The 13,717-nt window shown below is 58.3% G+C and carries 13 protein-coding genes; 8 read left to right on the top strand and 5 right to left on the bottom strand.

Annotation, left to right across the window (positions count from 1 at the left end):
* Nucleotides 1-58: 58 nt before the first annotated feature.
* The 4 genes from ABD837_RS01165 to ABD837_RS01150 form a co-directional block, all read right to left on the bottom strand.
* Complete coding sequence (locus ABD837_RS01165) at nt 59-805, bottom strand: SDR family NAD(P)-dependent oxidoreductase (RefSeq protein WP_345049290.1); 747 nt, start codon at nt 803-805, stop codon at nt 59-61.
* Nucleotides 806-897: 92 nt separating this feature from the next.
* On the bottom strand, nt 898-1,701 hold the full coding sequence (gene porT, locus ABD837_RS01160; protein ID WP_345049288.1) for a type IX secretion/gliding motility protein PorT/SprT: 804 nt from the start codon (nt 1,699-1,701) through the stop codon (nt 898-900).
* Entirely contained in the window at nt 1,650-2,378 is a 729-nt protein-coding gene (gene ubiE, locus ABD837_RS01155; RefSeq protein WP_345049286.1) for a bifunctional demethylmenaquinone methyltransferase/2-methoxy-6-polyprenyl-1,4-benzoquinol methylase UbiE, read from the bottom strand. Before ubiE ends, porT begins: the two co-directional genes overlap by 52 nt.
* Nucleotides 2,379-2,554: 176 nt before the next feature.
* Nucleotides 2,555-4,816: an OmpA family protein gene (locus tag ABD837_RS01150; RefSeq protein ID WP_345049284.1), complete on the bottom strand. Its 2,262-nt coding sequence runs from the start codon at nt 4,814-4,816 to the stop codon at nt 2,555-2,557.
* Nucleotides 4,817-5,247: 431 nt separating this feature from the next.
* Between ABD837_RS01150 and yihA the strand changes: the two genes are divergently transcribed.
* The 3 genes from yihA (at nt 5,248) to ABD837_RS01135 (ending at nt 7,129) form a co-directional block, all read left to right on the top strand.
* A complete protein-coding gene (gene yihA / locus ABD837_RS01145) occupies nt 5,248-5,868 on the top strand; it encodes a ribosome biogenesis GTP-binding protein YihA/YsxC (RefSeq protein WP_345049282.1) in 621 nt (206 codons plus the stop codon).
* Between the two features lie 83 nt (nt 5,869-5,951).
* The gene (locus ABD837_RS01140) at nt 5,952-6,401 is read left to right on the top strand and encodes an energy transducer TonB (protein ID WP_345049279.1); all 450 of its coding nucleotides are present in this window, start codon (nt 5,952-5,954) and stop codon (nt 6,399-6,401) included.
* A gap of 110 nt (nt 6,402-6,511) precedes the next feature.
* Nucleotides 6,512-7,129, top strand: coding sequence for a DUF5606 family protein (locus ABD837_RS01135; protein WP_345049277.1), 618 nt, complete (start codon nt 6,512-6,514; stop codon nt 7,127-7,129).
* Nucleotides 7,130-7,280: 151 nt separating this feature from the next.
* Here the strand turns inward: ABD837_RS01135 and fbp are convergent, their stop codons facing one another.
* Nucleotides 7,281-8,312 carry a class 1 fructose-bisphosphatase gene (gene fbp / locus ABD837_RS01130; protein WP_345049275.1) on the bottom strand — a complete coding sequence of 344 codons (1,032 nt, stop codon included), beginning with the start codon at nt 8,310-8,312 and terminating at the stop codon, nt 7,281-7,283.
* A gap of 204 nt (nt 8,313-8,516) precedes the next feature.
* Here fbp and ABD837_RS01125 point away from each other — a divergent pair, with 204 nt between their 5' ends.
* The 5 genes from ABD837_RS01125 (at nt 8,517) to rsgA (ending at nt 13,641) form a co-directional block, all read left to right on the top strand.
* Nucleotides 8,517-9,791, top strand: a complete 1,275-nt coding sequence (locus ABD837_RS01125; protein ID WP_345049273.1) for an aspartate kinase — start codon at nt 8,517-8,519, stop codon at nt 9,789-9,791.
* A 75-nt stretch (nt 9,792-9,866) separates the two neighbouring features.
* Nucleotides 9,867-10,640 carry an enoyl-CoA hydratase-related protein gene (locus ABD837_RS01120; protein WP_345049270.1) on the top strand — a complete coding sequence of 258 codons (774 nt, stop codon included), beginning with the start codon at nt 9,867-9,869 and terminating at the stop codon, nt 10,638-10,640.
* A 147-nt stretch (nt 10,641-10,787) separates the two neighbouring features.
* Nucleotides 10,788-11,372, top strand: a complete 585-nt coding sequence (locus ABD837_RS01115) for a peroxiredoxin (protein ID WP_345049268.1) — start codon at nt 10,788-10,790, stop codon at nt 11,370-11,372.
* Between the two features lie 53 nt (nt 11,373-11,425).
* A complete protein-coding gene (locus ABD837_RS01110) occupies nt 11,426-12,673 on the top strand; it encodes a 3-deoxy-D-manno-octulosonic acid transferase (RefSeq protein ID WP_345049264.1) in 1,248 nt (415 codons plus the stop codon).
* Complete coding sequence (gene rsgA, locus ABD837_RS01105; protein WP_345049261.1) at nt 12,670-13,641, top strand: ribosome small subunit-dependent GTPase A; 972 nt, start codon at nt 12,670-12,672, stop codon at nt 13,639-13,641. The genes ABD837_RS01110 and rsgA overlap by 4 nt, the downstream gene beginning before the upstream one ends.
* Nucleotides 13,642-13,717 lie beyond the last annotated feature (76 nt).

Here is a 13,717-nt window from a genome sequence, read left to right as displayed (position 1 = left end):
TTCTGCTAAATGCTTCACAGCACTCAGCAGAACGGCCAAACGAGTTGCTTACTGGCAGTTACTTCCGGTTAATCGTCGTAGCGGCTCCTTGCGCCCCGGCAAGCACCAATATTTCGGCAATGGTCACGTGCGGCGGCCGCGTTACCATAAACACAATAATGTCGGCAATATCCTCTGCTTTAAGGGGCTCGAAACCCTCATACACCTTCGCAGCCCGTGCCTCATCGCCCTTAAAGCGCACCCGCGAAAACTCGGTTTCCACTGCCCCGGGGTTCACTTCGGCCACCCGCACACCGGTGGGCAGCAAGTCGAGCCGCATGGTTTTAGTCAGCATCTGTACGGCGGCTTTGCTGGCGCAGTATACGTTGCCGTTGGCATAGGCCTCCTGGCCGGCAATTGAGCCCACGTTGAGAATGAAGCCGGTTTGGCGGGCCGTCATGCCCGGCAGCAGCGCGTGCGTCACATTCAGCAGGCCGCGCACGTTGGCATCCAGCATCTGGTCCCAGTCGGCTGGGTCGCCGGTTTGAATGGGGCTCAGGCCGTGGGCCCCGCCGGCGTTATTTACCAGCACATCCGGTGCGCGCAGCGCTTCCGGCAACGTAGCCACCGCTGCCAATACCGCCGCCCGGTCGCTCACATCAAACACCAGCACCTGCACGGGCACTGGGGCAACTTCAGCCGCCAACTCATCGAGGCGCTCGCGCCGCCGGCCGGTTACCACCAGCTGGTAGCCAGCCTTGGCCAGCGCCACGGCCGTAGCCCGGCCAATGCCCGACGATGCGCCGGTTACGAAAGCAGTTTTCATGGGGTCCTTATGGTCGGTTGCTCGTTGTCAGTTGTAAATTGTTCAAAGGAGTTGTCGACTAACAACTGACAACAAGCAACCGACATTTAGCTTTAGTTCTGGATATTGATGTACAGCGTAACCGCATTCGTGCTCATGTACTGCAGGCTACGGTTGAACACGTCGTTACGCGGTACTACCAAGTTTTTCAGGCCATGCGAGAAACGTAATTCCGGGGCCAGCTTAAACAGCGGATAGAACAGTTCCAGGCCCACGCCATACTCCAGGGTCAGGTCGCTCCCTTCGGCCCGCAACACATTGCGCAGCGGGTCGCTACGGCGGTTACTGGCTGTGAGTGTGGGGTTCAGGCCCGCAATCATGTACATGCGGGAGTTGCGGCGGCGGTCCGACTGATATTTTAGCAGCACGGGGAACTGCACTACCGTCGAAGTAATGTTTTGGGTCACGATGGAATCGGGCGCCGGGTAACCGCTCGGCCGAAACTCGATGCTCCGCGTCTGGAAATTCACGCCCGGCGCAAACCGCAGAATAAATGGCGACTCCGGCCCGCCCAGCCGGGCATCGGCAATAAAGCCCACGCCCAGGCTCGGACTGATAACGGAATTAGCCGTAACCCATTTCTTGCCCACGTAATAAGCCGACTGCTCCAGGTTGAATTTTGAGCCCGAAAAGCTCAGGTACATGCCCGGGTGAAACCACCGCTCGTCGTAGGCCGGCAGGTTTTGTACCGTCACTGATTTCACCACGCCATCGGACGTGCGGTTTACGCGGGAACGGGGTTTGCGCTGGGCCTGCGCCGCCGAGGGCAGCAAGGCCAACAAGCCGGCCACCAGGGCCAGCCTAGTTAGTTGTGCGCCGTGTAAATGGAGCTGATTCCGAAAGTGAGGGGTTGCCATGCAGGTTCTTTGAAGCCGACTTTGGCAAGAATTGCCAAAAATTCGGGGCCATCCGGGAAAGCCTGCACCGACTCGGGCAGGTACGTGTACGCCGACTGGTCTTTGGAAATCATCTTGCCAAAAACCGGCAGCACCCGGCTGAAGTAAAAATTATAGGCTTGCTTGAGCGGAAAAGCCGTCGGCTTGCTGAATTCCAGCACCACCAGCTTGCCGCCGGGCCGCAGCACACGGCGCATCTCAGCCAGCCCCTTTTCGAGGTGCGCGAAGTTGCGCACGCCAAAAGATGCCGTCACGGCATCGAATTCGCCATCGCCAAACGGCAGGTTTTCGGAGTCGCCCAACTCCAACTGGATGCGATGCCCGAGGCCTTTGGCAGCCAGCTTGCGACGGCCCACTTCCAGCATCCCTTCCGCGATGTCAATGCCCGTTACCTGGGCGTCGGGAGCGGCTGCGCGCAGCGTCTCGATGGCGAAATCGGCCGTGCCGGTGGCAATATCCAGAATGCGGGCCGGGCGCAGCGCCTTGAGCTCATCGACGGCCTTGCGGCGCCAGTAGATGTCGGTGCCGGCACTCAGGAAATGGTTGAGGAAATCGTACTTGCCCGCGATGGAATTAAACATCTGGGCAACCTGCGATTTCTTATCGGCGGAATTGTCTTTGTAGGGTACGACGGCCATGGGGGGCGCAAAGAACGGAAGTGAAGCGGAAAAATTGTCTCCCTCCAACGCCCAAACCCTATGGTTTGTTAAGGCCCGGCGGCAAATGCCACTGGCTGAGCGCTAAGGCCACAAAAAAAGCGGGCCAGGCATGGTGCCCGGCCCGCTTCCCCGTGGGTGGAGTGTCAAAAACTATATTAGTTCTTGGCCTTCACTTTGGTTTTCTCGCCGTTGGCGTCCTTGGCTTTGCCATCGATTTCGCCGTTAGCCGATTTCGTTTTGGTTTCGCTGCCATCGGCACCTTTGGTTTTCACCTTCACTTTGTCCGAGTCTTCGTCAACCTTGGTTTTCACCTTGGTGCCATCGGCCATTTTCATTTTGCTCTTGCCGGGAGTCAGCGGAGCGGCCGTGGTCGTGGTAGTGGTCGTAGAGGTGCCGGTGGTCGACGCGTCGGTACCGGTAGTACCGGCGCCAGCAGTGCCGGTACCCATGCCCGTCGAGCCTTCGGTGCGCACGGCCTTAAACTCGTCGCGACGGTTCAGCTGCATGTTCTCGGGCGAATCGTTCGGCGCAGCTGGGCGACGCTCGCCGTAGCTTACCGTGGTCAGGCGCGAGTCAGCAATTCCCTGCTTCACAAGGTAGTTTTTGGCAGCATCGGCGCGGTTTTGGCCGAGCACCATGTTGTACTCATCCGTATTGCGCGAGTCGCAGTGGCCTTCAATCGAGATGTTCATCCCGGCGTTAGCCGTCAGCACCTGGCTGATGTTGTTCAACTCGGTAATCGACTCCGGACGCAGCTTATACTTGTCGGTATCGAAGTAGATGTTCTTGAACGCACTGCCAGCCAAAGCGGTAGTATCGATGTAGTCGATGTAGAAGTTCTTGGTGATGGTGGTCGAGTCGTTGGTCGACACGGGAACCGGGAACTCCTGCGTTTCAATGTTTTTGCCATCCTTGCTCACGGCTACCTGGTAGGTACGGCCCGAAAGCACGGCTACCTGGTAAGCGCCATCGGGCTTGGTTACGTCGCGGAAGCTCAGGGCCGTTTTGTCGGCCTGCTGCCCGCTGAACACCAGCTCAACGCCGGGAATCACCGTGGTGCTGTCCTTCTTTGAGAACACCTTGCCGATGATGTTGGCGTTTTTGATGTAGTTGATGGTATAGATGTCCTTCTCACCGTAGCCACCAATGCGGTACGAGCTCAGGTAAGCGTACGAGCCATCGGGGCTCAGGCGGTAGTAGGAGTCATCGTCCGGCGTGTTCACGGGGTAGCCCATGTTCTGAGCCGGGCCCCACTTGCGGCCAGCCTCGTCGTACTCCGACTTGAAGATGTCGTAGCCGCCCATCGTGTTGTGGCCGCGCGACGAGAAGTACAGCGTTTTGCCGTCCTTGCTCAGGTAAGGGCTGTCGTCGTCGTACCGGGTATTGATGTTGGCGCCCAGGTTACGGGGCGTGCCCCAGTCCGCACCAAGGGCCGAACGCGTGGCGGTGAACAGGTCGAGCGTGCCGTCTTCCGAGAATTTACCAGTCGAGAAGTAGATGGTCAAGCCGTCTGGCGAGATGAACGCATCCGACTCGAACGCTTTCGAGTTGATGTTGCCATCTAGGGGCTTAGGAGCCGTCCAGTCGCCGCCCGATTTATCAGTCACGAAGATGTCACCGTTGTTGTCGTTACGGTACATCAGCATCTTTGTGTCGTTGTCGAAGAGCTGAATTGAGGCGTCGTGGCCTTTGCCGTTCAACACGCCGCTCAACGAGCGGGGCTTCTGCCAGTTCTCGTCGTCGACGCGGGTTGCTTCGAACACGTCTTCGTAGTACTCGCCGTCGGCGGCTACGCTCTTGTTCTTTTTGTCGCTTACGCTGCCGCTGGCACCCGTTACGTTTTCACCACGCGAGGTAAAAATAAGCGTTTTGTCATCGGACGAAATAACTGGGCTGTGCTCCGAATATTGCGTGTTGATGGTAGGGCCCAGGTTTTTCACGAAGATGTCCTTGGGCGAGTTGAACTGCACCTTGGCATTCTTGCTGTGCGCGATAAGCTGGGAAAGCTCTTCCTTACGCTGGTCGTTTTTCTTCAACGTCGCGTTGTAGGCCGCGTAGTGGGCAATGGCCTCGTCGAAGTTGTAGTTCAGGTGGTCGACCCGGCCGAGCCAGTAGTCCACATCTTTCGAAACCTTCGGCTTTAACTTCTGCGCCTTGTAGATGTAGTCGCTGGCCTTCTCCTTGTCGAACGACATGTAGGAAATACCGGCACTGAACAGCGCTTTGGCATTGTTCGGGTCTTTCGCCAGTACCTTTTCGTAATAAGGAATGGCCGCGCGGTAGTTTTCCTGCTCGAAGAACTTGTTGCCGGTCTTGAGGTCTTTGCGGGTGCTTTGCGCTTGAGCCGGAGCAGCCACGGAGGCGGTGAGGGCAACGGCGCACGACGCTTGCAGTAACCTTCTGGATAAGTTGTCCATTGGAGGAGAGGTTTGAGAAAAAGAAATTTCTGAAGGGATTATAGAAGAGAATGCGGCCCAAGCGGACTACCATCGCCGAAGCGGGTATTTTGGGCTTATACTGAAAAAGCGCAGCAGGGTTAGGGCTTAATGCCGAATTGCGCCGAAGGTAACCGTCCGTTTACAAGCGGAGCCGCGAATTGCGCGGCGGCCCTCGGCGGGCAAAGATAGGCTGATTGTGTACGAAACCGGCAAAACGAGGGTTTGGGAGCCATTCAGGGGACAAGCTGGTGCGGTTGTCCGGTACCGGCTGCAAAACCGGAGGAACGCGCAAATATAGAAGCCTCAACGAAATAGCAACTGAACGGTGTTTTTTTTAACTCAAGGACGAGCCGCAGGTTCGGGTGTAATTTTGCGGTCTCCTATTTTTTCATTTCTGGTGCCTGTTATCCATGATTATTCGCGATGCCCGCTTTCTAACCAGCAATTCCCGGGCCGACCTCTGCCCTGCTCCCACGCTGCCGGAATACGCTTTCATCGGCCGTTCCAACGTGGGCAAATCCTCGCTCATCAACATGCTCACTGGCCGCAACGGGCTGGCCAAAACGTCGTCCTCGCCGGGTAAAACGCAGCTGATTAACCACTTTGTTATCAACGACGACTGGTTTCTGGTCGACCTGCCGGGCTATGGCTATGCCAAGGTGAGCAAAGTATCGCGCGCCGAATGGGCCAAGATGATTAACTACTACCTCCGCAACCGCGCCAACCTGATGTGCGTGTGCGTGCTCATCGACTCGCGCCACTCCCCCCAGGCCGCCGATTTGGAGTTCATGGAAAAGCTCGGCGAAGAAGGCATTCCGTTCGTGATGATATTCACGAAAACGGATAAGCAGTCGACCGCTCAAACCAAAGCCCTGATTACGGAATACCTGCGCAAAATGAGCGAAATCTGGGACGAATTGCCACGCTATTTCCTCACCTCGGCCGAAACAGCCCGGGGCCGCGAGGAAGTGTTGGAGTTCATTGCCGAAGTAAACCAGCAATGGCAGACCAATGCCGCCACCGGGGAGTAGATTGGCCCCGTAATTGCCTTTGGCGCGCCACCTGTACGCAGATTTACTGCTCCTCCTCATTATTGTCTCATTCCCTACTTATTATGTTCGCTAAACAAGTTTCTACAATCGCGCCACTGGCCCTGGGCCTGCTGCTGGCCGCCGCCGCTCCGGCGCTGGCCCAAACGCCTGCTACTCCCAAAGCCCAAGCTGCTCAGGGCACGGGCATTGCCTCGGCTGGCAAGGTTATTCCGGTGGCCGAATACTACGAAGGTGGCCAGGCCGCCATGTACGACTTTGTTGGCAAGGAGCTGAAGTACCCGCTCATGGCCAAGCGCAACCGCATTCAGGGCCAGTGCATTGTGAGCTTCACTCTAAACCCCGACGGCACGATGTCCGGCATCAAGCTGGTGAAGCAGGTGGGCGGCGGCACCGGCGAAGAGGCGCTGCGCGTGGTGCGGCTGCTCAAGTTCAAAAAGCCCGAATACCCCATTCTGACCAGCCTGCCCATCACCTTCAAGCTGGGCACGACGGCTTCGAACGCTACGGAGTAACCTGATACGCGGCGAACAAGACGCAATGAATAAAGTCGTTTCTTTGCATCGCATTGCGGCGTTCAGCGCCCCTTGTTCATTGCCAATTGTTAATTGCTAACTGAAAAAAAATGCCCTACGAACTGCAAGAGTTGGCCGCTATCAGCGGCATGCCCGGCCTGTACCGCCTGGTGCGCGCCGCGCGCCACGGTGTGCTCGTCGAAAGCCTCGACGAGAAGGCTACCCGCACGCTGGCCCCGGCCCGCAACAAGGTGTCGCTGCTGTCGGAAATTTCGATTTACACCCAGGATGCCGACGAAACCGTGCCACTGACGGAGGTTTTCGAGCGCATTTATCAGAAACACGGCGCTTCGTCGCCAGTATCGCCCAAGTCGAGCGAGAGCGAGCTGACCGACTTCCTGGCCGGCGTAATTCCCGATTACGACCGCGACCGCGTGTACCTGTCCGACATCAAGAAGCTGGCGTCGTGGTACGGCATCGTGAGCAAGCACCGCCCCTACGTGGCTGCTGAAACGGCCCCGGCCGCCGAGGCTCCTGCCGAGACGGATGCTTCCGAAACGCCCGTGCCCAAAGCCAAGAAGGCCAAAGCTGCTAAAACCGACGAGCCAGCCGCTGGCGAGCCGCTAAGCACCGGGGGCGTAATTGCTGCTACCGACGAAGAGCCGACTGCCGAAGGCAACCCCGAGGCAGCCACTACCCCCAAGAAAAGCCGCAAGAAAGCCGAGTAGTTTCGCGCATTCTTATCAACAAAAAAGCCGCCCCAGTATCTGGAGCGGCTTTTTTGTTGGGTTTGGTTGCTGAATGACGGCCCGGGTGAAGGATTCAAAATTCATGACAGGCGGATAACAACTCGTGCTTACTTGCCACCGCCCGACAATGTTATTTGGCCACGGATGCCTTTTCAGCAGCCATTGCCTCTTTTGCCAGACATGCCTCGGCTTGGTCGACCAGTTCCTTGCTGCCAATGAATACGGGGCATCGCTCGTGCGGCACTTTGGGCTCGATTTCCATGGTGCGCTGGCGACCGTTGCTGCTTTTGCCGCCGGCCTGCTCTACAATGAAGGCCAGCGGATTGCACTCGTACATGAGACGCAGCTTGCCGTTTTTATTTTTGGCCGTGGCGGGGTACACGTAGATGCCACCCTTGAGCAGGTTGCGGTGGAAATCGGCAACTAGTGAGCCGATGTAACGAGCCGAGAAGTTCTGAGCCTTGCACTGCTGCACAAAAGCAGCCACGCCCGGCGAAAACGAGTCGGAACTGCCCTCGTTGATGGAATAGATAACGCCGGTAGCCGGCGTCTGAATATCGGGGTGCGACAGAAAGAATTCGCCCAGCGAATGCTCGTAAGTGAAGCCGTTTACGCCGTTGCCGGTCGTGTACACCATCATGGTGCTCGAGCCATAGATGACGTAGCCGGCGGCTACCTGGTGGGTGCCGGGCTGCAGGCAATCGGCGGCAGTGCCTTCGCGGCCGGTAGGTGAAACGCGGCGGTAGATGCTGAAAATGGTGCCAATGCTCACGTTCACGTCGATGTTGCTCGACCCATCGAGCGGGTCGATAGCTACCACGTATTTGCCCTGGTTGTTGCCGGTCTGAATCATCTCATCGTCTTCCTCGGAGATGATGGTGCAGACTTCGCCGCCGTTGCGAAGGGCGCGAATGAAGCGGATGTTGGCGATGACGTCGAGCTTCTGCTGGTCTTCGCCCTGCACGTTCTGGCTGCCGTAGGCACCGGCAATATCAATCAGGCCGGAGCGGTTGATTTCGCGGTTGACAATCTTGGCTGCCAAGGCGATATCGCGCAGCAACTGAGACAGTTCTCCCGTGGCATAGGGAAAATCCTCCTGCTTGCGCATGATGAAACGGTCGAGGGTAGTGCCGACGGGCAGGGCCAGTTTGTTGTGGTCCATAGGATGATATTCTAGCGAAATAGCGGGGTGGGAACGCAGCACAAAGCTACTCGCCGCCGGCCGAAGTCGGCTGGAAGCGAAGGGCCGCAAAGGTACCGCACGGCAAATGCAAACGGTTGTTCTGCCCCATGATTTTCTCGTCTAAAGGGGAAGATTTCGCTATTGCTTCGCCAATGGCTGTGGTCGCTCCTACCTTTGCCGGCCATGGAAAAAGTACAGGTTTATAAATTTGGTGGGGCCTCGGTGAAGGACGCAGCGGCCATTCTTAACCTTCGGCAGATTGTTGAAACGCACGGCGCGGGACAGCCGCTGCTCATCGTGGTTTCGGCCATGGGCAAGACCACCAATGCGCTGGAGGACCTTTTCCAAAGGGCTTATTCCGGGCAGAATTTTGATATTCCCCTGGCCTCCCTGCACCAGTATCACACCGCGACCATTGCCGGACTCGGCCTGAGTGCCGCCGCGCAGGAGCCAATAGCGCAGGCTACCGGGCAACTGTTCGAGGAACTTAAGCAACAGCTGCAGCAGGTTGACGTGACCGCCGACTATGACCAGCAGTACGACCAGATTGTGAGCTATGGTGAACTGCTGGCTTCTAGAATTCTGGCGCTGGCGCTGGGCAACGGCACTCGCCCGGTGCAATGGCTCGATTGCCGGACCGTGCTGCGCACGGATGACAACTGGCGCGAGGGCAAAATAGACTGGGCCACAACGGAAGCACAAATTCAGGCTGCGCTGCCCCCACTGTTGGCAGAAAGGGTGGTAGTGACGCAAGGCTTCTTGGGCGGCACCGCCAATGGCCGCACCACCACCCTCGGCCGCGAGGGCTCCGACTACACGGCCGCCATCTTGGCTTACTGCCTGCGGGCCGAGTCGGTGACCATCTGGAAGGACGTAGCCGGCCTGCTTAATGCCGACCCTAAGATTTTCCCGGACACGGTGCGCTACCCCGAAATCAGCTACCGCGAAACCATTGAGATGGCCTATTACGGTGCCTCCGTTATCCATCCCAAAACCCTGAAACCGCTGGCCGACCGCAACATTCCGCTGCGCGTGAAGTCGTTTGTGAACCCCGAGGCCGAGGGCACGCTCATTCACGACTGCCAGCACCCGGCGCTGGCCCCGGCGTTCATCCGCAAGACGGACCAATGCCTGCTTACCTTCGCCAGCAAGGACTTTTCGTTTATCTCAGAAGAGAATATGGCGGTGATTTTTGCGGCGCTGGCCCAGGCCAAGCTCAAGATTAACGTGATGCAGAACTCGGCCATCAGCTTCTCGGTGTGCATCGATTTTTCTCAGCGCCGAGTGCACCAGCTGCTCGATGTGCTGCGCGAGCAGTTTCTGTTGCACTACAACACCGGGCTGATGCTGTTTACCATTAAGAACTACACACCCGCCAGCATTGCTCAGCTCACCGAGGGCAAACGGCTGCTGCTGGAGCAGCGCACGCGCGGCACCTTCCAGTTTGTGTGCGCATAGCGCGAAATTTCAGTTCGCAACTTTCCTCACTCCTGTTCATTCGCGAACTGAAAGTTCGCGCTACTTCCCACCTGCATGGAATTCATTCTTGTAACGCCCCAGTCGCGCTCCGGCGTGGCCCTCATTCAGCTCAACCGCCCCAAGGAGCTGAACGCCCTGAACCTGCAATTGATGCTCGAAATCCGCGATGCGCTGAAGGCGCTGGACGAGGACGACGCGGTGCGCGTGGTCATCCTCACGGGCAACGAACGGGCCTTTGCCGCCGGGGCCGACATCAAGCAAATGGCCGGCAAAACGGCTATCGACATGCTCATCACCGACCAGTTCAGCACCTGGGACCAGATTCGCAAGTTCCGCAAACCACTGATTGGGGCAGTGTCGGGCTTTGCGCTGGGCGGCGGCTGCGAGCTGGCCATGACTTGCGACATGCTGGTGGCCTCGGAAACGGCGCAGTTCGGGCAACCCGAAATCCGCATTGGCACCATGCCCGGTGCGGGCGGCACCCAGCGCCTGACTCGCGCTGTGGGCAAGGCCAAGGCCATGGAAATGGTGCTCACCGGCGAGTTCATCTCGGCCCAGGAAGCCCACCGCGTCGGCCTGGTGAACCGGGTAGTGCCCGTAGGTCAGTATCTGGAAGAAGCTTACCGCTTAGCGGCCACCATCGCCGGCATGAGCCCGGTGGCCGCCCGCCTAGCGAAGGAATCAGTTAACCGGGCTTTTGAAACCCACCTCGATGAAGGCCTGCATTTCGAGCGCAAGAACTTCTACCTCACATTTGCCTCCGAAGACCAAAAGGAAGGCATGGCAGCATTTGTTGAGAAGCGCAAGCCAGAGTTTAAGGGACGGTAATTATTTGATGTGAAAATGCGGGAATGTGAAAAAGTGAAAAGGTAGAGTTTAAAACTGCCGTCACTTCATCCGCTACGTATGCGTGGATGCCGCCGACTACGCGCCATTTTCACATTTTCATATCTTCACATTTTCACATTAATTCAAATGGCAGTTCTTGTAGGCAAACGGGCACCCTCCTTCCGCGCCAGCGCGGTGGTGGATGGCAAAATCGAAGAAGACTTCTCGCTCGACCGCTACCTGGGCAAGAAGCACGTGCTGTTTTATTTCTACCCAGCCGATTTCAGCAAGGTGTGTCCCACCGAGATTCTGGCGTTTCAGGACCGGCTGGCCGAATTTGAGGAACGCAACGTAGCCGTGGTGGGCTGCTCCACCGATTCGCAGTACGCCCACCTGGCCTGGCAACTGCAGCCGCGCGACAAAGGCGGCATCTGCGGCGTGCGTTACCCGCTGGTGGCCGACGCCAACAAAACCATTTCGGCCAACTACGACGTGCTCGGTGGCCACTACGACTACACGACCGAGGGCGAAATGACCTTTGTGGGCTCGCCCATGGCTTACCGGGGCCTGTTTCTGATTGACCAGGACGGCATTGTGCGCCACCAGTTGGTAAACGACCGGCCCTTGGGCCGCAGCCTCAACGAAGCCCTGCGCATGATTGACGCGCTGCAGTACTACGAGACCAACGGCGAGGCCTGCCCCGTGGATTGGGAAGCGGATAAAGGCGCCTGATTTCAACCAAAAACGCATTCTGCGCGCCAATGACGTAATTTTGGGGCTTGCTTTTGCTTTACGATATCGTTTTGGGCCTCTACGGCCTGCTGCTCCGGCTGTTAGCGCCGTTTGTGCCGAAAGCGGCTGCCTGGGTGGCGGGCCGCCAGGGCCTGCTGGCGCACATCCGCCAAACGATTGGCACCGATGCCGCGCCTCGGGTGTGGTTTCACTGCGCGTCGCTGGGCGAGTTTGAGCAGGGCCGCCCGCTGATTGACGCTTACCGGCATGCCCACCCCGGTACCAAGGTTGTGCTCACATTTTTCTCGCCCTCGGGCTACGATGTGCGCAAAACCTGGCCGGGCGCTGATTATATTTTCTACCTGCCGCTGGACACCCGCGCCAATGCCCGCGCTTTCCTGGAGGCAGTGCAGCCCCGGCTGGTGGCGTTTGTGAAGTACGAGTTCTGGTATCACTTTCTGAACGAGGCCTTTCAGCGACAAATTCCGGCGGTGGTCGTGTCAGCCATTTTTCGGCCCGAGCAGGTGTTCTTTAAACCCTGGGGCGGCTTCTTCCGAAAAATTCTGGGGCGCTTTGCGCACATTTTCACCCAAAATGAAGCCTCGGCCCAACTCCTGCGCGGCGTGGGACTGAAACGGGTGAGCGTAGCCGGCGACACCCGCTTTGATACCGTAGTGGCAACTGCGCTGGCTCCGGCCCGTTCGCTGCCGCTGGTTGATGCCTTTGTGGCCGATGGCGCGCCTGTATTGGTAGTGGGCAGTAGTTGGAACGAAGACTTGCCCGTTCTGCGCCCCCTTCTGGAGCGCTACGGGAGCAAGTTGCGCGTGCTGCTGGCCCCGCACGAAGTCACGGAAACCAACCTGCGCCAAGTGGAAGCCCTGCTGCCCGGCCCGGTGCAGCGCTACTCGCAGGCCAAAGAAGCCACCGTGGCACAGGCCCGCATCCTGCTGTTTGATAACGTGGGGCTATTAAGCCAGCTCTACCGCTTTGGCGAGTACGCTTACGTGGGAGGCGCTTTTGGCAAGGGGCTGCACAACACCCTGGAGGCTGCCGCTTTCGGCCTGCCGTTGTTCTTCGGCCCTACCTACGCCAAGTTTCAGGAGGCCATGGAGCTGGTCGAAATGAAAGGGGCTTTTCCGGTGCACAATGGGGCCGAACTGGATGCCGCCTTTACCTACCTCTGGAACAACGATGACGCCCGTTTGCGCCTGCAGGACACGATACTAGACTACGTACACGACCAGGCTGGTGCCACGCGCACCATCATGGCCGCCCTACGCAACCTTACGCCCACCCGATGAAAACGACTGATTCTTACCTTCCCGATGGGCCCACGGGGCTGTTGCACGGCATCGTGGTGAAGTCCACGGGCTCGTGGTACATCGTGCGCGGCCTCGAAACCGGGCAACTGTACCGCTGCCGACTGCGGGGTAAATTCAAAATCAAAGGGCTGAAAGCCAGCAACCCGCTGGCCGTGGGCGACCTCGTCGATTTCAGCATTGAGGCCCAGACCGAGGGCGCGGGAGTTATCTCGCACATCGCACCACGCCGCAACTACATCGTGCGCAAATCGGTGCATAAAACCGGCCACGTACACATCGTAGCAGCTAATCTGGACCAAGCCATGCTGGTGGTCACGCTGGTGTCGCCGGCCACGTCGTTCGGGTTTATCGACCGGTTTTTGGTGACGGCCGAGGCCTACCACATTCCCGTTCTGCTGCTCTTCAACAAGACGGATTTATACGACGAGGAAGGCTTCGAATACCAGGCCGAAATTGCGGGTATGTACGCCAGCCTGGGTTACCCCAGCCGCACCTGCGCTGCCACCACCGGCGAGGGCGTGGCCGAAATCGACCAACTGCTCGACGGCAAGGTGAGCCTGCTGGCTGGCCATTCGGGCGTGGGCAAAAGCACGCTCATCAATGCCTTGGTGCCCGACCTCGACCTCAAAACCGCCGAAATCAGCGACTTTTCCGACAAAGGGGTGCACACCACCACTTTCGCCGAAATGCTGGAAGTACGCCCCGGCACTTTCATCATCGACACGCCCGGCATCAAAGAGCTGGGGCTTGTCGATTTGCCGCCGGCCGAGCTGGCTGGGTATTTCCCCGAGTTCCGCGCCCTGCTGGGCCAGTGCCGCTACCACAACTGCCAGCACACCCACGAGCCCGGCTGCGCCGTGCGCGAAGCTGTGGACCAGGGCCGTATTGCCCTGCCGCGCTACGACAGCTACCTGAGCATGCTGGCCGGCGAAGACAATCGGCACTAACGCCTTCGGCTTAATGAGGAATGAGGAAGGAAGAATTATCACGACGACAATTCTTCCTTCCTCATTCCTCATTAAG

Source organism: Hymenobacter glaciei (assembly GCF_039539585.1).
Classification (GTDB): Bacteria; Bacteroidota; Bacteroidia; order Cytophagales; family Hymenobacteraceae; genus Hymenobacter; species Hymenobacter glaciei.
The sequence above is the reverse complement of the archived record's forward strand: the minus strand, read 5'-3'. Positions and strand labels throughout refer to the sequence as shown.